At 70.0% G+C, this 25,501-nt stretch carries 22 protein-coding genes; 12 read left to right on the top strand and 10 right to left on the bottom strand.

Annotated features, from left to right (window positions below; all coding sequences use genetic code 11):
• Positions 1-96 precede the first annotated feature (96 nt).
• From AB0B72_RS25365 to AB0B72_RS25345, 5 genes are read left to right on the top strand one after another with little or no spacing between them, the layout of a single operon-like run.
• Positions 97-948, top strand: coding sequence for a hypothetical protein (locus AB0B72_RS25365; RefSeq protein ID WP_367741429.1), 852 nt, complete (start codon positions 97-99; stop codon positions 946-948).
• On the top strand, positions 945-1,658 hold the full coding sequence (locus AB0B72_RS25360) for a response regulator transcription factor (protein ID WP_367741428.1): 714 nt from the start codon (positions 945-947) through the stop codon (positions 1,656-1,658). The genes AB0B72_RS25365 and AB0B72_RS25360 overlap by 4 nt, the downstream gene beginning before the upstream one ends.
• Positions 1,659-1,663: 5 nt before the next feature.
• Positions 1,664-3,208 (top strand): ATP-binding protein, encoded by a 1,545-nt coding sequence (locus AB0B72_RS25355; protein ID WP_367741427.1) that lies wholly within the window; start codon positions 1,664-1,666, stop codon positions 3,206-3,208.
• Positions 3,209-3,264: 56 nt separating this feature from the next.
• Positions 3,265-3,786, top strand: a complete 522-nt coding sequence (locus AB0B72_RS25350) for a SigE family RNA polymerase sigma factor (protein ID WP_367741426.1) — start codon at positions 3,265-3,267, stop codon at positions 3,784-3,786.
• The gene (locus tag AB0B72_RS25345; protein ID WP_367741425.1) at positions 3,783-5,132 is read left to right on the top strand and encodes a hypothetical protein; all 1,350 of its coding nucleotides are present in this window, start codon (positions 3,783-3,785) and stop codon (positions 5,130-5,132) included. The genes AB0B72_RS25350 and AB0B72_RS25345 overlap by 4 nt, the downstream gene beginning before the upstream one ends.
• Before the next feature lie 57 nt (positions 5,133-5,189).
• Here the strand turns inward: AB0B72_RS25345 and AB0B72_RS25340 are convergent, their stop codons facing one another.
• From AB0B72_RS25340 to AB0B72_RS25330, 3 genes are all read right to left on the bottom strand, one after another.
• Positions 5,190-5,822, bottom strand: coding sequence for a GPP34 family phosphoprotein (locus AB0B72_RS25340; RefSeq protein ID WP_367741424.1), 633 nt, complete (start codon positions 5,820-5,822; stop codon positions 5,190-5,192).
• Between the two features lie 295 nt (positions 5,823-6,117).
• On the bottom strand, positions 6,118-6,480 hold the full coding sequence (locus AB0B72_RS25335) for a DUF1304 domain-containing protein (RefSeq protein WP_367741423.1): 363 nt from the start codon (positions 6,478-6,480) through the stop codon (positions 6,118-6,120).
• An 80-nt stretch (positions 6,481-6,560) separates the two neighbouring features.
• A complete protein-coding gene (locus AB0B72_RS25330) occupies positions 6,561-8,810 on the bottom strand; it encodes a transglycosylase domain-containing protein (RefSeq protein ID WP_367741422.1) in 2,250 nt (749 codons plus the stop codon).
• Positions 8,811-9,003: 193 nt separating this feature from the next.
• Between AB0B72_RS25330 and AB0B72_RS25325 the strand changes: the two genes are divergently transcribed.
• From AB0B72_RS25325 to AB0B72_RS25305, 5 genes are all read left to right on the top strand, one after another.
• Positions 9,004-9,402, top strand: a complete 399-nt coding sequence (locus AB0B72_RS25325) for a VOC family protein (protein ID WP_367741421.1) — start codon at positions 9,004-9,006, stop codon at positions 9,400-9,402.
• A 175-nt stretch (positions 9,403-9,577) separates the two neighbouring features.
• Positions 9,578-11,962 (top strand): ATP-binding cassette domain-containing protein, encoded by a 2,385-nt coding sequence (locus AB0B72_RS25320; RefSeq protein ID WP_367741542.1) that lies wholly within the window; start codon positions 9,578-9,580, stop codon positions 11,960-11,962.
• A 175-nt stretch (positions 11,963-12,137) separates the two neighbouring features.
• Positions 12,138-12,575 carry a Fur family transcriptional regulator gene (locus tag AB0B72_RS25315; RefSeq protein ID WP_367741420.1) on the top strand — a complete coding sequence of 146 codons (438 nt, stop codon included), beginning with the start codon at positions 12,138-12,140 and terminating at the stop codon, positions 12,573-12,575.
• Between the two features lie 33 nt (positions 12,576-12,608).
• Positions 12,609-14,840 (top strand): catalase/peroxidase HPI, encoded by a 2,232-nt coding sequence (katG, locus tag AB0B72_RS25310; protein ID WP_367741419.1) that lies wholly within the window; start codon positions 12,609-12,611, stop codon positions 14,838-14,840.
• Positions 14,841-15,072: 232 nt separating this feature from the next.
• The gene (locus AB0B72_RS25305) at positions 15,073-16,422 is read left to right on the top strand and encodes an FG-GAP repeat domain-containing protein (RefSeq protein WP_367741418.1); all 1,350 of its coding nucleotides are present in this window, start codon (positions 15,073-15,075) and stop codon (positions 16,420-16,422) included.
• A gap of 18 nt (positions 16,423-16,440) precedes the next feature.
• Here the strand turns inward: AB0B72_RS25305 and AB0B72_RS25300 are convergent, their stop codons facing one another.
• From AB0B72_RS25300 to AB0B72_RS25285, 4 genes are read right to left on the bottom strand one after another with little or no spacing between them, the layout of a single operon-like run.
• Entirely contained in the window at positions 16,441-17,640 is a 1,200-nt protein-coding gene (locus AB0B72_RS25300) for a cytochrome P450 (RefSeq protein WP_367741416.1), read from the bottom strand.
• Between the two features lie 46 nt (positions 17,641-17,686).
• Positions 17,687-18,493, bottom strand: a complete 807-nt coding sequence (locus tag AB0B72_RS25295; protein WP_367741415.1) for a class I SAM-dependent methyltransferase — start codon at positions 18,491-18,493, stop codon at positions 17,687-17,689.
• Positions 18,490-18,969: a GbsR/MarR family transcriptional regulator gene (locus AB0B72_RS25290; RefSeq protein ID WP_367741414.1), complete on the bottom strand. Its 480-nt coding sequence runs from the start codon at positions 18,967-18,969 to the stop codon at positions 18,490-18,492. Before AB0B72_RS25290 ends, AB0B72_RS25295 begins: the two co-directional genes overlap by 4 nt.
• Positions 18,970-19,024: 55 nt before the next feature.
• Entirely contained in the window at positions 19,025-20,248 is a 1,224-nt protein-coding gene (locus tag AB0B72_RS25285; RefSeq protein ID WP_367741413.1) for a low temperature requirement protein A, read from the bottom strand.
• A 179-nt stretch (positions 20,249-20,427) separates the two neighbouring features.
• Here AB0B72_RS25285 and AB0B72_RS25280 point away from each other — a divergent pair, with 179 nt between their 5' ends.
• Entirely contained in the window at positions 20,428-21,165 is a 738-nt protein-coding gene (locus AB0B72_RS25280; RefSeq protein ID WP_367741412.1) for an SDR family oxidoreductase, read from the top strand.
• Positions 21,166-21,376: 211 nt separating this feature from the next.
• Here AB0B72_RS25280 and AB0B72_RS25275 read toward each other — a convergent pair whose 3' ends face one another.
• The 3 genes from AB0B72_RS25275 to AB0B72_RS25265 form a co-directional block, all read right to left on the bottom strand.
• A complete protein-coding gene (locus AB0B72_RS25275) occupies positions 21,377-22,816 on the bottom strand; it encodes an MDR family MFS transporter (protein ID WP_367741411.1) in 1,440 nt (479 codons plus the stop codon).
• Between the two features lie 309 nt (positions 22,817-23,125).
• Positions 23,126-23,467 carry a GNAT family N-acetyltransferase gene (locus AB0B72_RS25270; RefSeq protein WP_367741410.1) on the bottom strand — a complete coding sequence of 114 codons (342 nt, stop codon included), beginning with the start codon at positions 23,465-23,467 and terminating at the stop codon, positions 23,126-23,128.
• A gap of 425 nt (positions 23,468-23,892) precedes the next feature.
• Positions 23,893-24,741, bottom strand: coding sequence for an enoyl-CoA hydratase/isomerase family protein (locus tag AB0B72_RS25265; protein WP_367741409.1), 849 nt, complete (start codon positions 24,739-24,741; stop codon positions 23,893-23,895).
• 125 nt (positions 24,742-24,866) lie between these two features.
• Between AB0B72_RS25265 and AB0B72_RS25260 the strand changes: the two genes are divergently transcribed.
• Positions 24,867-25,484 (top strand): TetR/AcrR family transcriptional regulator, encoded by a 618-nt coding sequence (locus AB0B72_RS25260; protein ID WP_367741408.1) that lies wholly within the window; start codon positions 24,867-24,869, stop codon positions 25,482-25,484.
• Positions 25,485-25,501: the final 17 nt, after the last annotated feature.

Raw genomic sequence — 25,501 nt, 5'->3', positions numbered from 1 at the left:
CCTGGCCCGCGCGCGTCCCCTTCGCGGCCGGTGGCGGCCTGAAGCTTCCGCCGGCCGCCGTCGCGGTACGCACGGGGGGCTGCGGCGCTCACCTCCTTGGGCCTGCTCGCCGCGGTGGCCGCCGCTGCGCGGGGGACGTTCTCCATGGAGCTCGGAGGCCGGTTGGGGGGCGAGGCGCAGGTGCGTTTCACCACCGATCAGGCGTCCGTCCTGCTCGGCGGGCTCGCCTGGATCCTCGTCCTCCTGCTCCTTCGCGTCCTCGGCGCGGCGGTCGCACGGTGGGTGCCGATACGGCCTGCCGTACGGGCGACGGGAGCGGTGGGCCTGGCGATCGTGGTGGCGGTCCTGGTGCTCGGGGTGGCGGTGTCGGCGGCGCGCGGCCAGTGGTGGATCGCGGGAGCGGCCCTCCTCGGCGCGCCCAACGTGGTGACGACGGCCCTGACGCACGCCATGGGGGTGCCCTGGACGGTGGACACGGGCGGAGGGACGGGGCTCGGCGTGTCTCCCCTGCCGGGATCGTCCCTCCCCGCGTGGCTCACCGGGTTCGAGGCCCCCACGCTCGCCGCTTTGGCGGTCCTGCTGCTCGTGGCGCTGGTCGCCGCCCGCCTGACCCGGCGCCCCGCCGCACGGCGCGAGCCGGGGCCGCGTGTCCCGCCGCCGTCCGGTCTGTCTCTTGGCCTGGCCCTCGGATCGGTCCTCGCCCTCGTGACGCCGTTGCTGACGGTCGCGGCCGGGGCCTCGCTCGACGTGGTCGCCGATGTCTTCGGACGGTCGGTGCCTGCCGTACATCTCGGGCTCTCCGCAGACCCCGTCGGGGCGGCATGGCGGGGGGCCGCCGGAGGCCTCCTCGCCGGGTTCGCCACCGATCTCGTACGGCTCGCGCGCCACGCCGGTGCCTATTCTCAGGGGAGGGGCGGACGGCGCCGGCAGGAGAAAGGGCGGGCATGAGCGGTCAGCGGTTGCTGGTGGTCGACGACGAGCCGGTGGTCCGGGAGCTGCTGTCGGCCACGCTGAGGTTCGCCGGATACACGGTCACCTCCGCCGCGACCGGGGGCGAGGCGGTCGAGGCCGCCCGCGCGGAGCCGCCGGACCTCGTCCTCCTCGACGTCATGCTGCCCGACATGGAGGGGTTCGAGGTGATCCGCCGCCTCAGGGAGCTGCCCCGGCCCCTGGACGGCACCCGGCCCGGCCAGGTACCCGTGTTGTTCCTGACGGCCCGCGACGCGACCCAGGACAAGATCAACGGACTGCGGCTGGGCGGCGACGACTACGTCACCAAGCCGTTCGACCTGGAGGAGCTCCTCGCGCGCATCGAGGCGGTGCTCCGCCGGACGGGCCTGTCGCCCGAGGACCGCACGCTCAGGGTGGGTGACCTTGAGGTGGACTCCGACGGCCATCAGGTGACCAGGGCGGGCAAGCCGGTCCGGCTGTCGCCGACGGAGTTCCGCCTGCTGCGCTATCTCGCGCTGAACGCCGGGAGGGTCGTCTCCAAGGCCCAGATCCTTGAGCATGTCTGGCAGTACGACTTCGCGGGCGACTCCAGCATCGTGGACACGTACGTGAGCTACGTGCGGCGGAAGGTCGACACGGCCGAGCCCAAACTTATCCACACCATGCACGGGGTGGGCTACGTGCTGCGCAAGCCTCGACCAGGATGACGGGCATGGTCGTGTCATCGCGGGCCGGGCGGGCGGCAGGCTCCCGTAAGCCGACGGGGCTGTCGCTCCGCGGGCGTCTCCTGCTGATCACCATGGCCCTGCTCGCGACCGGGCTGGTGGTGAGCAGCGCGGTGGCGGTCGCGACCCTCCGCTCACACCTGATCGGCCGGGTGGACCAGCAGCTGACGCCGATCGCGTCCCTGGCGTCGCGGTTCAGCCCGGCGCTGCTCCGCGTGCCCGTCTCCGACGACGGGGGTCAGGCGATGCGGCTGGCCCCCGGATCGGACCTGCTCGACCAGATGTACGTGGCCTACCTCTCCCCCGGCGGGACGGTCGAGGCCCAGCGCCAGGTGTCGCTGCGCGGCGGGGTCGCGAGCCCCCGGCTGCCCCGTCTGGACGCCGCGGCCGTCGCGAAGCTCGGAGGGAATGCCTTCGACGTGCCCGGCGAGGCCGGCGGCGGTAAGTGGCGCGCGGTCGCCCTGCCGGTGACGACCTCGCTCCCAGTGGCGGGGCAGCCCGGCTCCGCGCTGGGACGGCTGGACACCGCGAAGGGCGGCAGCGTCGTGGTGGCCGCCTCCCTCGAAGGCGTGAGATCGACGGTGGGCCGGTTGACCGTCGTCTGCATGACGACGGCCGCCGTCCTGATGGCGTTGCTCGCCGCGATCGGCTGGTTCGCCGTGCGGGCCGGGCTCCGGCCGCTGCGGGGGATCGAGGAGACCGCCGCCGCGATCGCGAGCGGCGACCTGTCCCGGCGGGTCCCGGAGACCGCCCCCCGGCGCACCGAGGTCGGCCGCCTCGCCACGGCGCTCAACGGCATGCTGGGGCAGATCGAGACCGCCTTCGCCGACCGGGAGCGGTCGCAGGCCCGGATGCGCCGGTTCGTGGCCGACGTCAGCCACGAGCTGCGGACCCCACTGTTCGGGATCAAGGGCTTCACCGAGCTGCACCGGATGGGCGGCCTGCCCGACACCGACCGCACGCTGGCCCGGATCGAGAGCGAGGCGGGCCGCCTGGCACGTCTCGTGGAGGATCTGCTCCTGCTGGCCCGCCTCGACGAGGGCGAGGCCGCCCTGCCGATGGACCTCGCCCCGATGGACCTGCGGACTCTCGCCGCCGACGCCTACCACGACCTGTCCGCCCTCGACCCGGACCGGCCGGTGACCCTCACCGGACCGGACGGCGGCGCACCGGAGGAGGCGACGGTGCGCGGTGACGAGGCCCGGCTGCGGCAGGTGGTCTCGAACCTGGTCGGCAACGCCGTCACCCACACGCCCACGGGGACCGCCGTGCGCATCGCCGTCGGGAAGGTGGGGGGCGAGGGTGTGCTGACGATCGAGGACGAGGGCCCGGGAATGCCGGAGGAGGAGGCCGGCCGGGTGTTCGACCGCTTCTACCGGGTGGACGGCTCGCGCAGCCGTGCGACGGGGGGCGGGGCGGGGCTGGGCCTGGCCATCGTGCAGTCCATCGTCACCGCGCACGGCGGCCGGGTCGAGGTGCGTACGGCGCCGGGAAAGGGGGCGGCCTTCCAGGTGGCCCTCCCCCTGCTGTGACCCCGATCATCTGAGGCCCCTCCGGGCGTCAGCGGTGTGACAACGGTGAAGGGGGCATGCAACGAAACGGGGCGGCGGGGCGTCCTGGGGTCGTGGACGACACCTTCGACGACTTCGTCAGAGCACGGGGCGGCGCGCTGTTCCGCTACGGCTTCGTCCTGACGGGCAACGCCGACGACGCGGCCGACCTCGTGCAGGAGGCACTGCTCCGCCTGGGCGACGCGTGGCAGCGGGTCGCGCGGAAAGACGACCCAGAAGGGTACGTCCGGACGATCATGGCACGTCAGCATGTGAGCTGGTGGCGGCGCAGACGGCGGGAACATCTGGTGGCGCAGACCCCCGATTCTGCGGCCCGTCAGGACACGCGGCTCGACGAGGACGACGGCCTGTGGGCCGAGCTGGGCGAGCTGCCGCCCAAGCAGCGTGCCGTGCTGGTGCTGCGCTACTACGAGGACCTCCCCGACGCCGAGATCGCCCGGATCCTCGGCGTCTCCGCCGGAACCGTGCGCAGCCAGGCGTCACGTGCCCTGGGCAAGCTGCGCGTCCAGCGCACCGCGTCCCTGATGGAGGAAGTATGAGAACCGAGCAGGACCTCGCGGCGGCGCTCCGGCACGCCGCCGACAACGCTTGTGAGCCGGTCGGTCTGACGTACGCGGTGGCCGCCCGCCGCGCCAGGCGCACCCGCCGGCGTCGCCACCGGTCGGCGCTCGCGGTCGCGAGCGTGGCGGTGATCACCATCGGGGGAACGGCGGCCGTCCGGGGCGTGCACAGAGGGGACGGCGTCGTCCCGATGACACATGGCGGGCCGACGGTCTCGGCGCCCCCCGCCCCCGGCGGCGCGGCGCACGACGCCACGCTCCCCCACGTGCGAGACGTGTGGCCGGAGGCGGTGTCGCGGATTCCGAAGAAGGCGCCCGACGGCTTCTCCTACAACCTGCTCGCCGCGTTCAGCCCGACCGAGATCCTGCTGGCGGCCGACTCGTCGTTCGAGAAGGCGGGCCGGTTGGAGGTCTATGACACGAAAGCCGGCACCAGCCGCGTGCTGACCGAGATGGTGCCCGGGAAGAAGGGCTACTACGAACAGGACTTCAAGGTCGGCGAGGACTACGTCGTCTGGTACGGCACCACGCCCAACAACCGTGACGAGTGGGCCGACTTCTGGGTCGCGCCCATCAGGGGCGGCGCCGCCGTCCGCGTCGGAGAGGTCACGGGGGCCCTGTCCGACGTGGAGACGATCGACGTGACGAAGGACCACGTGGTCTGGTCGGTCCGCTCGGGCGGTGTCTACCGCATGCCGATCACCGGCGGCGCCGCGGAGCGGATCCCCGGCACCGACGGGATGTGGCTCACGAGCTGGCCCTGGGCGGCGGACGCGCACGACTGGAGAGACAGGGCCAAAGAAAATGCGAACCAGAGCGTGCTGGCCAATCTCGAAACCGGAGAGCGGCGGCCCGTCACCGCACCGGCGGGCGTGACAGGCATGCGCTGCGTGCCCCAGTGGTGCGTCGGCCGTTTGGGCGACGCCGTCGTGGCCGCGCGTCCGGACGGCTCGGGGCAGGTGCGCCTACCCGGGCAGATGACGCGCATGACCGTCAACGACGGTCGTTTCCTCCTGCTGCGCACACCGGCGTCCATCGTGTACGACCTGTCCACCGGCACGAAAGCGGAGATCGGAGCCCGCAGGAGTGACGGCACCCCCTCCAGCCAGATGTGGGATATGTCGTCATCGATGTCGGTAATCGCCTGGAACGCGGCCGCGGTCAGCACCGAGGAGACCTGCCGGCCGATGACGGCGGAGGAGAAGAGGTCCGTGGCCGGCGTCGAACCCGACCCCCGGTCGTCCACCGTGTGCGAGACGCGAACGATCACGCCGGGCGACGACCTGGAAGTCCTCAACTTCACCGCGGTTCCGGAGGCGGGCTGAAGACCCCACAGCTCCAGCGATATCTCTCAAAATCGCTTGATGACGCCTATAGGGGATTCAGGAGCGGCTGAGGACGGCGGCGCCGACAGCGGCCTCGGTCTGCGCGATCAGTTCCTTGAACGGCGCCGGGAGCGACGCGACCGCGTCGCCCATGTACTCGGGGTCCGGATCCAGCAGGACCAGGGACGCCGCACCGGTCGCGATCACCAGACCCAGCAGGACGCCGCTCGCGGTGACGAACGGCTCGCGGCGCTGGATCGACAGGTTGAGGCGGGCGACGGGCAGGATGGCGGTGTCCGGATCGACGGGGACGTGCCTGCGGGCCCGCATGGTCGGGGGGCGCAGCAACCCCGCGTCGGTCATCCGGCCCGCCACGTCGGCGCGTGCCGTACGGGCGAGGAAATGCAGCCACGTCCGGAAAGGATGCACCGGCTCGGCCACGATGTGGTCCAGTGCGGTCTGGGTGAGCGCGTCGCCGGTGGGCGTGGTGTCGACCAGGCCGAGCCGTACGTCGCCCGCCGCCTTCTCCACGGTGATCCGGCCGGCCAGCATCAGCTCGCTCAGGATGGCGGCGGCCAATCCGAGGCCGATCAGCCGGGGATGCAGTCGTATTCGCCCTGTCCTGTCGTCATGCATGACGAAGAACAGATCATTGGCCAGGAACTGGCCCGTTGAATCAGCTTCGGTCACGAACGGTGAGCGTATATCCGAATTATGGAATCTGTCAGTTCGCCACGCAAATTCAGGTTTCAATTCGGATCGCCCACGTCAACGCCGGGTCCTTGTCCGCCGGCGACCCGCCCGATAGGCGCTCAAAGAAGACGCGGCCGGGCTCTTCCGGTCCGGCGGCATGTATGACCTGCGCCTTGGCGTATTAGCAGCAGACCGTAAATGAAGAGCGCGACGAATCGACACCAATTCCTGCCGCCGCCGCCAATGAGGCGGCGCTCCCCACGTGATCGGCGACGGGCTGGCGGACCGCGGCTCAGCGGGCAAGCAGGACGAGCACCAGGCCGACCACAGCGGGCACGGTCTGCACGAACAGGATCCTCCTGCCGGCCGTGGCCGCCCCGTACAGGCCGGCCACGCCGACGCAGATCAGGAAGAAGACCTTCGCCTGGAACCCCACCGGATCGGCGGCGATCAACCCCCAGATCAGCCCGGCGGCGAGGAATCCGTTGTAGAGGCCCTGGTTGGCGGCCAGGGCCCTGCTCTGCTCGGCGAACCCCCGATCGGTGCCGAACGCCTTGAGCGCGCGCGGGGTCGTCCAGAGAAACATCTCCAGCACCAGGATGTAGACGTGCAGCAGCGCCACCGCCGCCACCACGACATCCGACAGGACCTTCACGCGGATCTCCTCAAGTTCTCGTCAGCGCGAGAATTGAAGCACAGCGCCATCCCGAGGCCGCCGCATGACCGTGCCCGTCTTCACCCGTTGGGGCCGCGCCCCCCTCCCGGGCCGTGTCCCTGACCGCCTCCCGGGCCGCGTCCCTGGCCCGGTCCCCGACCGGGGCCGCCGTTGGCGTGGGGCCCGAAGTCAGTGAAGTGGTCGTCGTCCCGCGCCGGGTCCGGCGGCGGCGCACAGGAACCGCCGCAGCCGCCGAAGCGCGCCTCGTCGATCGGGTGGAAGTGCGTGGGGTCGACGCCCTTCAGCGCGTCGATCATGGTGTACTTCCAGATCCGGCCGGAGATGTCCGCACCGAAGACGGCGCCGTAGTAGTGCCCGCCGATGGTCACGCCGCTCAGCCTGTGGGTGCTCGCCCCGCGGGGGTCGCCGAGACTGACCGCGCCGGCGAGATCCGGGGTGAACCCGGCGAACCACGCGGTGGCGTAGTCGTCGCTGGTGCCGGTCTTGCCGGCGGCGTCGCGGCCGATGCCGCCGACGGCGCTCATGGTGCCCTGGGGCCCGAAGACGCCCTTGAGGATGTGCGCCGCCGCGTCGGCGACCTCCGGGTCGAGGGCCTGCCGGCACTTCGGCTCGTACGTGGTCGTCTTGCCGTCCCGGTCGGTGATCGCGCTGATGGCCTGGGGCGGGCAGTACGTGCCCCGGGCGCCGATGGCGGCGTAGGCGGTCGCGACGGTCACCGGGTCCATCTCGTTGATGCCGAGCGTGAAGGTCTCGAACTCGCCCAGCGGCTTGCCGTCGGCGCGCTTGATGCCCAGCGACTTGGCGGTCTTGACCGTGTCACACAGGCCGACCTTCTGCTCCAGGCCCAGGAAGAAGGTGTTGACCGACTCCCAGGTGCCCGTCTGCAGGGTCTTGAACCCACCCGATCCCTCGTCGTTCCTGACGGTGAAGCCCGGGTCGCCGACGCTCTGTCCCTTGCAGTTCTGGAACGACGAATAGCTCGGCGCGTTGTAACCGGCCGGGGCGGCGAGACCATCGTTGATCTTCATGCCCTCGTTGAGCGCCGTGAGCAGCGTGAAGACCTTGAAGGTCGACCCCGCCTGGAAACCGGTGCCGCCGCCGTGCGCGACGTCGGCGGGCAGGTTGTAGGAGATCTCGTTCTTGCGCTTGTTCGTGCCGTACTTCCTGCTGGCCGCCAGCGCCTTGATCTCACCGGTCCCCGGCTCCACCAGGGCTTCCGACGCGACCGGATTGTCGGTGGTGAAGACCCGCGCCTTGATGGCCTTGTCGGCGGCGGCCTGCATCTTCGGGTCGATGGTGGTCTTGATCGTCAGGCCGCCGCGCTTGAGGAACTGGTCGCGGGCCTGCTTCGTCTTGCCGAACGCGCTGAAGACCGGGTTGGTGAGGATGTCGGCCCGCACGTACATGCAGAAGTACGGATAGGGGCTGGACTCGCAGCCGCCCGGCAGCGGAGTGCCCTTGTACCCCAGCGGCTTGGCCTTGGCCTCGGCGGCCTGCTGCGGCGTGATCTTCTTGAGCTCCGCCATCCGGTCGAGCACGACGTTGCGCCGGGCCACCAGCCGCTGCCGGCTCTTCTTGCCCGCCTCGGGGTCGGTGCTGTTCGGCAGCTGTACGGCTCCCGCCAGGGTCGCCGCCTGGACCAGGTTCAGCTTGGCCGCCGACACGCCGAAGAACCGCTTGGCGGCGGCCTCCACCCCGTTGGCCCCCGCCCCGAAGTAGGCGATGTTCAGGTACTTCTCCAAGATCTCGTTCTTGGAGTACTTCTGCTCCATGCCCATCGCGTACCGCAGCTCGTTGAGCTTGCGCGCGTAGCTCGGCGCCAGCGCCTTGGCCTTCTCGGCCTGGGTCGGAGCCATGTTGTACAGCACCTGCTTGACGTACTGCTGGGTGATGCTGGAACCGCCCTGGCTCACCCCGCCGGTGGTCAGGTTCTTCGCCAGGGCGCGCATCGTGCCCTCGATGTCGATCGGCCCGTGCTCGTAGAACCGGAAGTCCTCGATCGAGATGATCGCGGTCTTCATCACGTCGGCCACCTGGTCGAGCGGGACGCTCTCCCGGTACTGGTCGTAGAACTGCGCGATCTGGTGGCCCTTCGCGTCGAGCACGGTCGTCTTCTCCGCCAGAGGCGGCTCCTTGAGATCCTCCGGCTTGAGGTTCAGGTCGTCCGACGCCGTCACGACTCCCAGCCCTATGCCTCCGACCGCCGGCAGGGCGATCCCCGCCACCAGTACTCCGGCGGCGACCCCCATCGCCGCCAGCCATGCGAGACCTTTGCCGGCCCCCGTCCGAGCCGTCCCCCGTTTTGCCATGTATCTAGGTTATTCGGTCGTTTTAGGTGCCCTGGTGGAGGTCGAGATACCTGACCGAAACCTGAACGCGCAAGGGCCCGGGACACGGCCGAGAGCCCGCCCTGCCTGCCGCCTGAGCTGCCCTGACGCCGGCGCGCGAACCGGTCAGGATTCGAGAAGCGCTGGTCGTGGAGCCGCGGCTAGCGTGACCGCCATGGACCTCACCACTACCTCAGGAGCGAACATGACCGGCTCCCCGACCCAGGGAATCAAGACCGTGCTGCATCCCGTGTCCGACCTGGCGGCGGCCAAGGCGGTGTACACCGCCCTGCTCGGCGTACCGCCGCAGACCGACGGGTCGTACTACGTCGGCTTCGAGACCGCCGGTCAGCACATCGGGCTGGTGCCGGGCGGCGGACCGCAGGGCATGACCTCGCCGGTGGCGTACTGGCACGTGGAGGACATCGAGGCGAAGCTGGCCGAGGTGACCGCCGCGGGCGCCACCGTGAAGGAGGCCGCGCACGACGTCGGCGGCGGCCGCCTGGTGGCCAGCGTCATCGACCCCGACGGCAACGTGCTCGGGCTGCTCCAGGACGGCGAGTCGCCGGCCTGACGCCCGGCCCGGGCGGGCCACGTGACCGGAGCCCGCGGAATCACTTCAGCCCGCGAGCTCTACGGGATGAAGTGAAGGGCGACCAGACATACCCTCAAGGCTGGTCAGATCAAGCCAGGCGACGCCGGCGGGAGCGCGGAGGCGGCCCCGCTCAACAGATGGAGACACGATGAGCATGGCCACGAGGCGGGACACGCAGTCATCCGCGCCGCACATCGCCGACAGCCACGATCTGATCCGCGTGCAGGGCGCGCGCGTGAACAATCTCAAGGACGTCAGCGTCGAGATCCCGAAGCGCAGGCTGACGGTGTTCACCGGTGTCTCCGGCTCGGGCAAGAGCTCGCTGGTGTTCGGCACGATCGCCGCGGAGTCCCAGCGGATGATCAACGAGACGTACAGCGCCTTCGTGCAGGGCTTCATGCCGACGCTGGCGCGGCCCGAGGTCGACGTGCTCGAAGGGCTGACGACCGCGATCATCGTCGACCAGCAGCGGATGGGTGCCGACGTCCGCTCCACGGTCGGCACCGCCACCGACGCCAACGCGATGCTGCGCATCCTCTTCAGCCGGCTCGGGCAGCCGCACATCGGCTCGCCCCAGGCGTTCTCCTTCAACGTCGCGTCGATCAGCGGATCGGGAGCGGTCACGCTCGAGCGCGGCGGGGAGACCGTGAAGGAGCGGCGCACCTTCAGCATCACCGGCGGCATGTGCCCGCGCTGCGAAGGCCGGGGCTCGGTCACCGACTTCGACCTCACCCAGCTGTACGACGACAGCAAGTCACTCAACGAGGGCGCGCTCACGATCCCCGGCTACAGCATGGACGGCTGGTTCGGCCGCATCTTCAACGGCTGCGGGTTCTTCGACCCGGACAAGCCGATCCGCAAGTACACCAAGACGGAGCTCCACGACCTGCTCCACAAGGAGCCGACCAAGATCAAGGTCGACAACATCAACCTGACGTACGAGGGGCTGATCCCGAAGATCCGCAAGTCGTTCCTGTCCAAGGACGTCGACTCGCTGCAGCCGCACATCCGGGCGTTCGTCGAACGGGCCGTCACCTTCACCGCCTGCCCCGACTGCGGCGGCACCCGGCTCAGCGAGGCGGCCCGGTCGTCGCGGATCGGCGGGGTCAACATCGCCGACGCCTGCGCGATGCAGATCAGCGACCTGGCCGGATGGGTCCGCGACCTCGACGAGCCGTCGGTGGCACCGCTGCTCGCGACGCTGCGCAAGACTCTCGACTCGTTCGTGGAGATCGGGCTGGGCTACCTCTCGCTCGACCGGCCGTCGGGCACGCTGTCGGGAGGCGAAGCGCAGCGCGTCAAGATGATCCGCCACCTCGGCTCCTCTCTCACCGACACCACCTACGTCTTCGACGAGCCCACCGTCGGCCTGCACCCCCATGACATCCAGCGGATGAACGACCTGCTGCTGCGGCTGCGGGACAAGGGCAACACGGTGCTCGTCGTGGAGCACAAGCCGGAGACGATCGTGATCGCCGACCACGTCGTCGACCTCGGCCCCGGCGCCGGAACGGCGGGCGGCATGGTCTGCTTCGAGGGCACCGTCGAGGGGCTGCGGGCCAGCGGCACCGTCACCGGCCGCCATTTCGGCGACCGGGCCGCCCTCAAGGAGACGGTGCGCAAGCCCACCGGCGCGCTGGAGATCCGCGGCGCGACGGCGCACAACCTGCGCGACGTCGACGTCGACATCCCGCTCGGGGTGCTCGTCGTCGTCACCGGCGTCGCCGGATCCGGCAAGAGCTCGCTCGTGCACGGGTCGATCCCTCCCGGCGCGGGTGTGGTGTCGGTCGACCAGACCCCGATCCGCGGTTCACGGCGGAGCAACCCCGCGACGTACACCGGTCTGCTCGACCCGATCCGCAAGGCGTTCGCGAAGGCCAACGGGGTGAAGCCGGCGCTGTTCAGCGCCAACTCCGAGGGCGCCTGCCCCACCTGCAACGGCGCCGGCGTCATCTTCACCGACCTGGCGATGATGGCCGGCGTCGCCACCACCTGCGAGGAGTGCGAGGGGAAGCGGTTCGAGGCGTCGGTGCTGGACCACCACCTCGGCGGCCGCGACATCAGCGAGGTGCTCGCGATGTCGGTGACCGAGGCCGAGGAGTTCTTCGGTTCCGGCGAGGCGCGCACACCGGCCGCTCACAAGATCCTCGGCCGGCTCGCCGACGTCGGACTCGGCTACCTCAGCCTCGGCCAGCCGCTCACCACCCTGTCCGGCGGCGAGCGGCAGCGGCTCAAGCTCGCCACCCACATGAGCGCCGACGGCGGCGTCTACGTCCTCGACGAGCCGACCGCCGGCCTCCACCTCGCCGACGTCGAGCAGCTGCTCGGCCTGCTCGACCGGCTGGTCGACTCCGGCAAGTCGGTCATCGTCATCGAGCACCACCAGGCGGTCATGGCCCACGCCGACTGGATCATCGACCTCGGCCCCGGCGCCGGCCACGACGGCGGCCGGATCGTCTTCGAGGGCACACCCGCCGACCTCGTCGCCGCCCGCTCGACCCTCACCGGCGAGCACCTCGCCGCCTACGTCGGCGCCTGACCGGCACTCGCGCGAAATCGGCGCCTGACCGGCGCCGTCTCGACGCCGAGCACCCCGAGCTCCCCCTCACGGAAGACGCGTACGCCGCGACGGGCGAAGGCGCCCTGTCGCGGCACAAGACTGGGGTCATTCGCTCTCTTGTATCGTTCGTGTTTATGACGCTAGATTTGGCGGCGTGATCGCACCACGGACGCCGGCCATCGCCGAGGAACTGCGCGGCGCCGGCCTGCGGGTGACGGCCGCCCGCGTCGCACTGCTCGAGACCGTCCGGGACGGCGACCATCTTGACGTCGAGGCGATCGCCTCCGGGGTGCGTGATCGCGTAGGCCACATCTCCCTTCAAGCCGTGTACGAGGCTCTCCACGCGCTCACCGCGGCAGGGCTCATACGCCGCATCGAACCGGCCGGCAGCCCGGCCCGGTTCGAGGGACGCGTCGGGGACAACCACCACCACGCCGTGTGCCGGTCGTGTGGTGTCGTCGTCGACGTCGACTGCGCGAGCGGCGAGGCGCCCTGCCTGAACGCGTCCGACGACCACGGCTTTTCGATCGACGAGGCCGACGTCATCTACTGGGGCCTGTGCCCCGGCTGTTCCACCGCACGCAGTTCCTGAGCACCGTGATGCCCCTAGTTCAGAAGGATTCCCATGTCTGAGAACCATGATGCGATCGTCACAGACGCGAAGACGGAGGGCGAAGGCGGTGGCTGCCCGGTCGCGCACGGGCGCGCGGCGCACCCGACTCAGGGCGGTGGAAACCGCCAGTGGTGGCCGGAGCGGCTCAATCTGAAGATCCTCGCGAAGAACCCCGCCGTGGCCAACCCCCTCGGCGAGTTCGACTACGCCGAGGCGTTCAAGAGCCTCGACCTCGCGGCCGTGAAGCAGGACATCGCGGAGGTGCTGACGACCTCGCAGCCCTGGTGGCCGGCGGACTTCGGCCACTACGGCCCGTTCATGATCCGGATGGCGTGGCACAGCGCGGGCACCTACCGGATCAGTGACGGCCGCGGCGGCGCCGGGGCCGGCCAGCAGCGCTTCGCCCCTCTCAACAGCTGGCCGGACAACGCGAACCTCGACAAGGCCCGCCGCCTGCTGTGGCCGGTCAAGAAGAAGTACGGCCAGAAGATCTCGTGGGCCGACCTGCTGATCCTCACCGGCAACGTCGCCCTGGAGTCGATGGGCTTCACGACCTTCGGCTACGCCGGCGGCCGTGAGGACGTATGGGAGCCCGACGAGGACGTCTACTGGGGTCCCGAGTCCATCTGGCTGGGCGACGAGCGCTACACCGGCGACCGGGAGCTGGAGAATCCCCTCGCCGCGGTCCAGATGGGTCTCATCTACGTCAACCCCGAGGGCCCGAACGGCAACCCGGACCCGCTCGCCTCGGCGCGCGACATCCGTGAGACGTTCCGCCGGATGGCGATGAACGACGAGGAGACGGTCGCCCTGATCGCGGGTGGTCACACCTTCGGCAAGACCCACGGCGCGGGCCCGTCCGACCACGTCGGCGCCGACCCCGAGGCCGCCCCGATCGAGCAGCAGGGCCTCGGGTGGAACAACACCTACGGCACCGGCAAGGGCGCCGACGCGATCACCAGCGGTCTTGAGGGAATCTGGACGACCACCCCGGCGCGGTGGAGCAACAACTTCTTCGAGAACCTGTTCGGCTACGAGTGGGAGCTGACCAAGAGCCCCGCCGGCGCCAACCAGTGGAAGCCGAAGGACGGCGCCGGCGCGGGCACCGTCCCCGACGCCCACGACCCGTCCAAGACGCACGCCCCGACGATGCTGACGACCGACATCGCGCTCCGCGTCGACCCGATCTACGAGCAGATCTCGCGGCGCTTCCTGGAGAACCCCGACCAGTTCGCGGACGCCTTCGCCCGGGCGTGGTTCAAGCTGACCCACCGCGACATGGGCCCGGTCGTGCGCTACCTCGGCCCGGAGGTCCCGTCCGAGACGCTGCTGTGGCAAGACCCCCTCCCGGCGGTCACGCACGAGCTCATCGACTCTGAGGACGTCGCGACCCTCAAGAGCAGCATCATCGCCTCGGGCCTGTCGGTTTCCGACCTCGTCTCCACCGCGTGGGCGTCGGCCTCGACCTTCCGTGGTGGCGACAAGCGCGGCGGCGCCAACGGTGCCCGCATCCGCCTGGAGCCGCAGAGCGGCTGGGAGGTCAACGACCCCGACCGGCTGGCGACGGTGCTGCGCACCCTGGAGGAGATCCAGAAGGCCTTCAACGCCGCCCAGACCGGCGGCAAGCAGGTCTCGCTCGCCGATCTGATCGTGCTGGCCGGCGGCGCGGCCGTCGAGCAGGCCGCCAAGGACGCCGGCTTCGACGTCGAGGTCCCCTTCACGCCGGGCCGCGTGGACGCGTCGCTGGAGCAGACCGACGTGGAGTCGTTCGCCGCGCTGGAGCCGACCTCCGACGGGTTCCGCAACTACCTCGGGAAGGGGAACCGGCTGCCGGCCGAGTACCTGCTGGTCGACCGGGCCAACCTGCTGACCCTGAGCGCTCCTGAGATGACGGTCCTCGTCGGCGGCCTGCGCGTCCTGGGCGCCAACTACCGGCAGTCGTCGCTCGGCGTCTTCACCACGACCCCTGGGTCGCTGACCAACGACTTCTTCGTCAACCTGCTCGACCTGGGCACGACGTGGAGGAGCACGTCCGAGGACGCGAACACGTTCGAGGGCCTCGACGCCGCCACGGGCGAGGTCAAGTGGACCGGCACCCGGGCCGACCTCGTCTTCGGCTCGAACTCGGAGCTTCGCGCGCTCGCGGAGGTCTACGCGAGCGATGACGCGAAGGGCAAGTTCGTGAACGACTTCGTCGCCGCGTGGACCAAGGTGATGAACCTCGACCGGTTCGACCTCGTCTGATCAATGACGTCCAGGCCGGCCACGCCGGCCGGCCTGGACGTTCTCAGCCCGGCGCGGTCGGCGGACGCTCGACTCGCCGGCCTTTCGGCATGCCCGCGGGACCGGTGAATTCTCGCCCGTTGTTCTTCGAGAGTTCGCGTCCTCTTCGCCAAGGTGCCCCAGGCTTGCGGAGGAGCACTGCCCAGGTCTGCCGCGGGCGACCTGCGATGTAGCCACGTCCTGGGGGATGGTCATGCGCGGGATCGCCGGGAGCATGGGGAAGTGCGGCCTCGTCGTGGCTGTCGCGGTCGCACCGGCCGGAGCGGCCGGAGCGGCGGGAGCGGCCGGAGCGGCGGGAGCGGCCGGAGCGGCGGGAGCGGCCGGAGCGGCGGGAGTGGCCGAGGCTGCCGCGGTGGCCGTGCCCGCCGAGGCCACGGCTGCCAGACCGGCGAAAGCCGGCGACGTCAACGGGGACGGGCGCGTGGACGTCGTCGCCGGGCTTCCCCTCCTGAAGGTGAAGGGGAAGGGCGATGCCGGAGGAGTGGTCGTCTACTCCGGCGGCTCGGCCGAGGTTTCGGGCCGGGCGCGGATCGTCACGCCCGCCGGCCCCATCACCAAGGGGAACCTCGGGCAGGTGCTCGCCTCGGGCGACTTCGACAAGGACGGCTACGCCGACGTCCTGGCGTCCGCCCGCAAGAAGCTCGTGGTCTTCCGCGGTTCGCCGTCCGGGCTGCGCGGCCAGGGCGCCGCAGTGATCCCCTGGCCCGTCACCACACCCGCCATGGCGGCCGCGGACTTCGACGGGGACGGCTACGGGGACGTGGCCGTCACCGGGAGCAGGCAGATCGTGGTGCTGCGCGGAGGCAGGTACGGCCTGCGCGTGGACGGACGCCTCACCGACGGCGCTCCGCAGTTCGGCGCGGCACTCGCCGCCGGAGACGTGAACGGCGATCGGCTGCCCGACCTCGTGGCCACCGAGCACCGCGTGGGCGTGCCCGACGGCGTCGGGCCGCAGCGGATAACCGTCGTGCCCGGCTCCCGTTCGGGCCTCTCGCTGAAGCGGGCCTGGTCGATCACTGCGACCGAACGGGCGGCCCGTGGCCTCGCGGTCGGCGACCTCAACGGGGACCACAGGGCCGACCTCGTCCGTATCACGTCGCCCGACGGCCAGGGCGCGGTATTCCAGGTGCTCGTCCAGTTGAGCCAGGGCAACGGGTTCCGTCCGGCGCAGGCACTGCGGCGATCAGACGGCTATCCCTCCAACGTCGGCCTCGGCGACGTCACCGGCGACGGCCGCGCCGACCTGGCCGTCCACATCGCCGCCGACGGCGACCACGACCGGGCCGTGCTGTACGCCGGAACCGCCACCGGCGTGACCGCACAGCCGATCCGGACGTACGCGCACGACACCTACGAGACCAGGTACGGCACGACCCTGCGGCTTGCGAACGTCCGCGGCGATTCCCGAGCCGACGTCATCGTGGGTCTTCCCGGTGTATACGGCAGGGGCGAGCTGGAGATCCTTCCCGCCGGCGAGCGGAAGGGCTCCCAGAAGCTCGGCCTCAAGACCACCGGCGGCCTCGGCTTGAGCCAGCTCCCCTGACCCGCGTCCCCGGCGCGGTCAGCGCAGCGGGAGGCGGCGTACTCCCGTCATGGTGGGCGTGGGCATGAAGCTCACGGGGTCGTCGGGATCGGTGCGCAGCAGGTCGAACCGGTCGAGCAGGATGTTGAGCGCGACCCGCCCCTCCAGCCGGGCAAGGGGAGCGCCCAGGCAGAAGTGGATTCCGCGTCCGAAGGCGAGATGCGGGTTCGGGTCGCGGCCGGGATCGAAGACGTCAGGGTTCGGGAACTGGCGAGGATCCCTGTTGGCCGCTCCGAGCCAGATCATGACCATGTGGTCGGCCGGGATCGTCGCGCCGCCGAGCTCGACCTCGCGGGTGGTGGAGCGGCCGAGGGCGGCGAACGGGGTGAGGAAGCGGAGCGACTCCTCGATGACGGCGGGGATCGTGGCGCGGTCGGCGCGCGCCTTGTCCTGCTGCTCGGGGAAGGCGTCCAGGCACAGCACGGTGTTGCCGAGGAGCATGGTCGTGGTGATGTGTCCGGCGAGCAGGAGGATCATCGCGAAGTTGACCACCTGGTCGTCGGGCAGGCGCTCGCCGTCCACCTCGGCCTCGACCAGCCTGGTGAGCAGGTCGGCGCGCGGCTGCCGCCTGCGTTCGGCGGCGTGGGCGCCGAGATAGAGGGTCATCTCCCTCCACGGCTTCAGCGTCGCCTGCATGTCCTCCTTCTGCTCCGCCTCGGACTTGGCGAGCGAGACATCGGTGTCGCGCTGGAACAACCCGTCGGCCCACTGCTTGAACAGGCCGCGATCGCTGCTGGGCACACCGAGCAACTCGGCGATGACGATGACGGGAAGCGGATAGGCCAGATCGGTCACGAGCTCCAGGCGGCCGCGGTCGCGGGCCGCGTCGAGCAGCTCGCCGGTGAGCTCGGCGATCCTCGGCTCCAGATCCGCGACGACCTTGCGGGTGAAGGCGCTGCTGACCAGCTTGCGCAACTTGCCGTGCTCCGGCGGGTCGATCTGGGTGATGAAGCCCCTCAGTGAGAATTCCTCGCTGTCCGGAAGCATCTCCTTGGGGACCACCCGCATGGTGTCGGAGGAGAACGTCGCGGGATCGCCGAAGATCTCGTGCATCTCCGGATAGCCGTAGACGTTCCAGAGTCTTGTGCGGGCGTCGTATTCCACCGGCGGACCTGATCGCGATCCGCGCAGCCAGAAGAGCTGTTCGGGGATGTCGTACCGCTCGATGATGCCGGCCATCGCCTCTCCCTTGGTCGTGGGCCGATTTCCGATTGAGCAGGTCCGGTCAGAACGTGAACCGGTAATCAACGGATATGTTCCGCAGTGCCGGTACGGCGTGCAGGAGCCGGTAGAGGACCCGGTAGCGGCGTACCGGGATCAAGCGGCGATGCGTGGTGACGGGCACCTGTTCCGCGCAGGTGAGACGGGGGTTCCAGCGCTCGACGTCCCGGCCGTCGCGCGGCGACCACTGGAAGAGCTTGTTCATCCGGACCACCCAGGGAGCCAGCCCGTCGAAGATCAGCTCACCCGAGGGAAAGCGATCGGTCAGCCGTCCCAGCAGGCGGCGTACGTCGGCCGCGGTCAGGTAGGGCAGCAGCCCCTCGGCGACGACCAGGACGGGACGGTCGGCGGGGATCTCCTCCAGCCAGCCGTCCTCCGTGACGGACGCGCCGATCATCCGGTACCGGCCGCGTTCCGGGTAGATCTGCCGGCGCAGGTCGATGACCTGGGGCATGTCGAGGTCGAACCAGCGCAGCGCGCCCTCCGGGTCGAGGCGCATCATCCGGCTGTCCAGGCCGCAGCCCAGTTGCAGCACGGTGGCGTCCGGATGGCGGGCCAGGAAGGCGGCGCCCCAGTCGTCGAGCTGCCGGGCCCGCAGCCCGACCAGGAACTGGCTGCCGCCGGGCCTGACGCGCCGCTTCAGCTTGGCGAAGTCATAGTCGATGCGCTCGATCGCCTCGGCCGCGTAACGGTCACCGAGAATGGGGTGCGGCAGGCGGTTGTCCCATGCCCGCAGGTACAGGGTGCCGAGGAGCGTCCAGGTGACCCCGTCGTCGGGGACGGCCCGGAAGTCGACCTTTCCCTCGTTCATCTCACGCTCCGATCGTGAGTCGCGCTTTCGCGGAACTTCTCCCAGCGCTGGAGGAACTCGTCGGCGTCCTGCACGGTGAAGGCGAAGAAGTTGCGGGTCTCCTCCAACCTGGCCCGCTGCTCGGGGTGGTCGTCACCGACGACGGACAGCCCGAAGTCCAGAGCTTCGAGGCTCAGCCGGATCGCGGCCAACTGGACCCGCATGACGTAGGTCCATCCGCCGCTGACCACGCGGTAGCGATGCTCGCGGTTCGGCGTGGGCGCGCGCTCGATCATCCCGCCCGCCTCCAGCTGCCGGGCGACCGTGCTGACCGCGGTCTTGCTGACGCCGAGCTCCGCCGCCAGATCGGTGAGTGAACGGTGTGGCGGGTCGCAGATCATGAGCCAGGCGTAGAGACGGCCCATCGTCCGCGTTCCGCCAAGGCGCTCCATGACCAGACCCATCCGGTCGACGAACTCGCTTTCCCGCGGCTCCATGGAGATCACCTTGTCGTGCTCGTAAAGTACGTACTTTACGAAAGGTACGCCTGGCTCACGGCTTCGGGCAACCGTCCTGGAGGCGGCGCGTCCAGGGGGCGATGGTGAGGATGACCAGCAGGACGCAGGAGGCCGCGATCGCCGCCACGACGGCGGCCACTCCCAGCTGCGGCGCCGCGAGCGGCAGGAGCAGGATGACGGTGACGCAGCCCAGAATCACGGCGGGACGCATGACCGGCTTCGCCAGGAGCGACGCGTTCACCATCCAGACCAGCATGAGGAACACCCCGACCGGGATCGCGACGGCGTAGCAGATGGCCAGGGGTGATGCGTCGATGTCGTGCCCGGTCTGCTCGACCGCGACCTCAAGGCCGGCCCCGAGGGCGGCGAGTGCGGCGAAGATGCCGTAATGGCCGTATCCCCACAGGTAGGAGCGATGGCGGCGGTCGCTGAGACCGTCGCCGGCCGGTGCGAGGAAGTAGAGCCACCAGAGGGCGAACAGCAGGACGAGACCGGAGACGGCGATGACGACGAGAGGGCTGCCGGCCCCGGCCGCTCCGAGCACTCCTTCGACTCCCCTGCTCGTGGCGAGGACGCTCTCACCGAGCAGGATGATCGTGAACAGGCCGTAGCGCTCGGCGATGTGATGCGGGTGCCAGTTGGTGGGCCTGGTCCGTTCGGCCCAGCGCGGCACCGCGAGCTCCAGGACGTACAGGGCGGCGAAGAACGGCACCTGGGCCGACGGCGGCAACGCACCCGTCTCCGAGACGACGAGGCGGAGCACCCAGCCGGCCTGCACGAAGGTGATCCCGGCGGCGTAGCGCAGCGCGGTGCGACGGCTCGCCGCGTCGTCGGCACCGGCCCGCAGCCATTGGGCGACGAGCCCGATCCGCATGATGAGGTAGCCGAACGTGACGGCCCGGTAGTCGGAGTGGTCGGCCGCGGCCGGCACGCCGGCGGCCAGGACCAGAACGCCGCCCATCTGCACCATGGTCAGCAGCCGGTAGACGACGTCGTCGGTGTCGTACGCCGAGGCGAACCAGGTGAAGTTCATCCAGGCCCACCAGATCGCGAAGAAGACCTGGAGGAACGGGACGAGCCCGGCCAGGCCGTGACCTTCGGCACTGTCGTGTGCGAACTGGGCGGTGACGGCCGCGATCGCGACGACGAAGGTGAGGTCGAACAGCAGCTCAAGCTGGCTCGCCACGCGGTGCGGCTCGTCGATCGCACGTGCGCTCATCCGGATCCGGATCCGGCGTCCGGTGCTCGCTGCGGGCACGTGCCTGCTCCTGTCGCTCCATGGGATCGGTCCTGCTCCTGAGACAGGACATCCTGCCAGTCTGTGACACCACGTCCGGGAGAGACATTTCGCAGGAGCTGTCACAGGCCCGAGGGCTGCCCGGTCTTAGCTGGCGACCGGACGGCGACCGATGCCCCCGGCGAACAGAAGGGTGTGCCATGAAGATCGCAGTTGTCGGCGGGACCGGCCTGATCGGCTCTCAGGTCGTGGCGAATCTCATCGCGGCCGGGCACGAGGCCGTGCCGTACGCGCTGTCCACAGGTGTGGACATCATCGCCGGCGTGGGCGTGGACGACGCGGTGGCGGGCGCTGACGTCGTCGTCAACCTCACCAACTCCCCGACCTTCGACGACGCCTCGCCCGCCTTCTTCCAGACGTCGATGGACAACCTCATCGCCGCGAGCGCCGAGGCCGGCGTCGGGCACTTCGTCATCTTGTCCATCGTCGGTGTCGACCAGGTGCCCGACCTCGTCTACTACCGGGCGAAGGTGCTTCAGGAGGACCTGTTGCGGGCCGGCGGGATCCCGTTCTCGATCGTGCGCGCCACCCAGTTCATGGAGTTCGTCGACGCGGCCATGTCCTGGACCGCCGACGAGGAGAAGGTGCGCCTGCCGCGCACGCCCATTCAGCCGATCGCCGCCGCGGACGTCGCCGCCGCCGTCTCCGAGGTCGCCGCGGGTGCTCCGCTGAACGGCATCCGCAACATCGCCGGCCCCGACGTCTTCACCTTCGACGAGCTCGGCCGGATCACACTGAAGGCCAAGGGCGACAGCCGACCGGTCGTCGTCGACGACACCGCGGGCATGTTCGCCGCGGTCAAGGGCAACGCCATCATCGCCCCGGCCGACGCCGTCATCGCCCCCACCCGGTACGCCGACTGGCTCGCGACCACCTGAACCAGCCCCATCGAGCTGAGCTTGCCCAACGCGAGGACTCCACGGACGGTCGTCTCTGAGGCACCCGCACCACGCCGACCCGGTGCCCACGTTTGCCTGGTTGAGCGGAGAGCCCGGCGACTGGTCGCTCAGCTCGCCAGGCCCTGCGCGGAGCACGGAACAGACCCGGACGGGGCCACGGCAAATCACACCACCCGGGCGGAGTCCGTTCCTATGCTTTCGAGCTGTCCGCTCGGGCCGGCAGGAGCAGGGCGGTGACGACCACACCGACGGACAGCACCGCGCCGATGACGAAGGCCAGCCGCAGGCCGTCGAGCGTGGCGAGCGTCGCGGTGGCTCCTGCGGATTCGAGGGCATCGGCTCGCGCGCTCATCACGGTGATCACGAGCGCGGTTCCGAAAGCCGCGGCGACCTGCTGGAGTGTGCTCAGGATCGAGCTGCCGTGGGAGTAGAGGTGCGGGGGAACCGCTCCGAGCCCGAGGGTGAACACCGGGGTGAAGGTGGCGGCTAGGCTCACCATCAACAGCGCGTGCAGACCGAGGAGCTGCCAGTACGGCATGGTCATCGTGACCTGCGTGAAGCCGGCGAGCGCGATCATGATCCCGATCGCGCCGGGGATGACCAGGACCCGTCCGCCGAACCGGTCGAACAGGCGGCCGACGGTCGGACCGAGCAACCCCATCGCCAGGCCGCCCGGCATCACGAGGAGCCCGGTCTCCAGGGGAGTGAGCTCGCGGACGTTCTGCAGGTACAGCGGCAGCAAGATCATCGAGCCGAGCATCGCCATGAAGGCGACCGACATCAGGATCAGCGCGACCGTATAGGTGCGGTGGCGCAGGGTGCGCAGGTCCATCAGCGGTACGCCGCGCTTCTGCAACGACAGCTGGCGGGCGACGAAAACGGCGATGGCGAGCAGGCCCACTCCCACGATCGCGGCGGCCACGCGGACGTCACCGCCCTCGAACCGGCTGAGCCCGTAGACCAGGCCGCCGAAGCCGGTGGCGGCGGTCACCACGCTCAACCAGTCGATGGAGCTGACCTGAGGATCTCCGACGTTCTTGAGCTGCTTCAGGCCGCGCCATGTGATCAGGGCGGCGATGGGGAACACCACGGCGAACAGCAGCCGCCACGACCCGAACTGCAGGATCACTCCCGAGACCGCCGGCCCCATAGCGGGCGCGACCGAGATGGCCAGAGTGACGTTGCCCATCACACGGCCCCGGTCCTCCTCCGGCACGACCTGCATCAATGTGGTCATCAGCAGCGGCATCATCACGGCCGTTCCGCATGCCTGAACGATGCGGGCACCCAGAAGCACCTCGAACGACGGCGCGGCGGCGGCCAACGCCGTGCCGAGCAGGAACAAGCCCATCGCGGTGGCGTACGCATGGCGGGTGGACACCCGCTGCAGGAACCATCCGGTGATCGGGATCACAGCGGCCATGGTCAGCATGAAGGCCGTCGAGAGCCACTGCGCGGTCTGCTCGGTGATGTGCAGCGCCCCCATCAGCCGCGGGATCGCATTGATCATGATCGTCTCATTGAGAATGACGACGAACGTGGCGAGCACCAGCAGCCGGACCACGGCCGGGGTTCGCCGTGAAACGGCGGTCGCGGATCTGGCCGGCGAGTCGGACTGTGCGACGGACACGGCGCCTCCATCAGGATTGTCGGGACATGAGGTCGATGGCCGGAGTTCCGGCCTCTGAGTCTCAGGGCGTTCTTGTTACGGCAAGCCTGACGGGTGCCACCGACAAAAACTGATCGGCCATGTCCAGCATCACCGCAAGGGCCGCGAATGTCTCCTGGTTTTCACCCGGCGTCAGCCTGTGCGTAGGAACTGACGCCGGGAACGGTCGGCTTCCTCCCCCTGCCGCCATGACCCGTTCCCGGACGGCTTCATGGACGATCGGCTCACTGCGCGATCATCCGGCGTGGAACCAGGCGAGACCCAGGGGGCTCATGAGGTGGATCCGGCCGGCGCATCCGACGTCTTCACGTCGAACTCGTCACGCAGGACGGAGAAGAGCAGCTGGTCGTGCCAGCGGCCTCCCCGCCACTGGGCGCGCCGGACGACGCCTTCGAGCTGGAATCCGACCTTTTCCAGGCACCGGATCTCGGCCTTGTTCTCCGGGTCGGTGGTCGCCTGGACGCGTTCCACCCGGGTGTGCGTGAACAGGTAGCGGACGAGCTCGCGCTGGGCCCGGGTCCCGATGCCACGCCCCCGCCAGTCCGGTAGCAGGCCGATGGCGATCTCCCAGCACAGCGACGTGTCGCGCCGGCCCCAACGCGCTCCAGCCACTCGACCCGCCCGGCGAGCTCGCCGTCCACCGTGACGGCGAGCATGTTGTCGGGCCCCGCCAGAAGCCCGCGTGTACGCAAGGCCTCCCGCAAACCCATCGTCGGCGTGAATCCGAACCACTGGTACCGGCTCGCGCCGCTCTCGCTTTGGAAGGCCAGGTCGAAGGCGTCCAGGTCGGCTTCCACGATGGGCCGGAGTTCCAGGTGATCATGCATGTCGTAATCCTTCTGAACTGTCGCGTCGGGTGCGGGATGGCGGGACGAGGCGGACGTCTCGATGACGTCGAGACCGTGCGTCGGCCTTTCTCATCCGCTATGAGGATGGGGCACCATCCTGGGGTCGAGCGGACTCCCGTGCTCTCAGAAGCCGAGCCGCGACAGCCCCGCCCTGGCGCCGTCCGGGCCGTGTTGTCACACGGGCACCAGTCACTGGCCGAGACGTCGGTCGGCGTGAATGCCGTACATCTCGTGGGCGAGGCCGAAGCCGAGATCCTGGACGAGGCGCCGCTTCCAGGGCCGCTGTGCGATGGCGTGGGTGAAGCGGCGGGCGGTGCGGGGGGCCTTCATGATGGCCTCGGCCAGCTCCCAGGCACGGGGCAGGAGACGGTCGGCGGACAGCACCTCGTTGACCAGTCCGAGTTCGAGCGCCTGCCGCGCGTCGATGGGCCGGCCGGTGTAGAGGTGATAGGCGGCACGCTTGGTGCCGATCAGCTCCTGGAGGGTGAGCTGCTGCCCGTCACCGGGCGCGACGCCGGCCAGCAGGTGCGGGTCGATGATGGTCGCGGTCTCGGCGGCCAGGGTGACGTCGCACAGCAACGCGAACTCGGTGTGCGCGAGGCTGGGTCCGTTGATCGCCGCGATGGTGGGGATGTCGATGCCGAAGACGAAGTTCTCCAGCAGCTTGGTGGCGTCGTAGTAGGAGTGCTCGTAGGCGAAGTCCTTGGGACGCGGGTCGTTCATCAGCTCCTTCGCCACCTCCGCGGGATCGGCGGCGATGGTCTGGGGGGTGCCCAGCCACTGGTCGCCGGTGCCGGTGAGGATCAGCACTTCGTTTTCCGGGTCGTTGCCGACCTCCTGCCAGGCCTGGGCCCAGGCGTTGTGCACCGCGAAGTCGAACTGGGCCGGACCGCCGTCGGTGTGCATCCGCAGCTCGATGATCCCGTCACGCCGGCGCATGACGAAGTAGCGCGAATACTTCTCGGCGTAGGTCTCGAACGCCGGCCGTGCGACGTAGCCTCCGGCCCGGGCATGCCACTCGTCGAGTTCCTGGGGCATCCGCACATCTCCTCGCTGGCTCATGGACCTGTCCACAGGTAAGCTCCGGCCGTAACCGAAGCGCTGCTCCCATTATCCGTAGCACTGCTTCCCTTAGCAACGCCGCAATCGAAAAAGAGCCTGAGATGAACGACGTGACCCCCTGGCCGGCCGGCCTTCCCGTCCGCGCTGACGGCCGGCGCACCCACGAGCACCTCCTGGCCGCAGCCCGGGCGACGTTCGCGGAGGAGGGGACCGACGCATCCCTCCGCGAGGTGGCGCGCCGGGCGGGGGTCAGCATCGCGACCCTGTACCGGCATTTCCCCACCCGTGAGGCGCTGCTCGAGACGCTGCTGCGGCAGGGGTTCGACATCCTGCGCGCCCGGGCGGCCGACCTCGTCGCCTCCCCCGACCCCGGCGAGGCCCTTGCCACCTGGATACGGGAACTCGCCGTGGCATCGGCCCGTTACGACGGCCTTCCCGCCTCGGTCATGGCCGCGCTGCGCGATCCGGAATCGACCCTGCACGCCTCCTGCGCCGGCCTCCGCGCCGCGGCCGGCGACCTGCTGGCCCACGCCCAGCGCTCCGGTCACATCCGTGCCGACCTAGACGCCGACCAACTACTCGCGGCGGTCAACGCCATGGCCTGGGCGACACGCCAGGCATCCTGGACGGCCGACGCCGGGGACCGGTTCCTGTCGCTCCTCATCGAAGGCCTGGCGGCCCGTCCCGTCCAGCCGACGGCGAAGTCCGAAGAGTGCTGACCTGTCCGCTGTGACCG

Origin of the sequence: Microbispora sp. NPDC049125 (genome assembly GCF_040802045.1) — a bacterium.
Classification (GTDB): domain Bacteria; phylum Actinomycetota; class Actinomycetes; order Streptosporangiales; family Streptosporangiaceae; genus Microbispora.
This window is presented reverse-complemented; position numbering and strand designations above follow the sequence as displayed.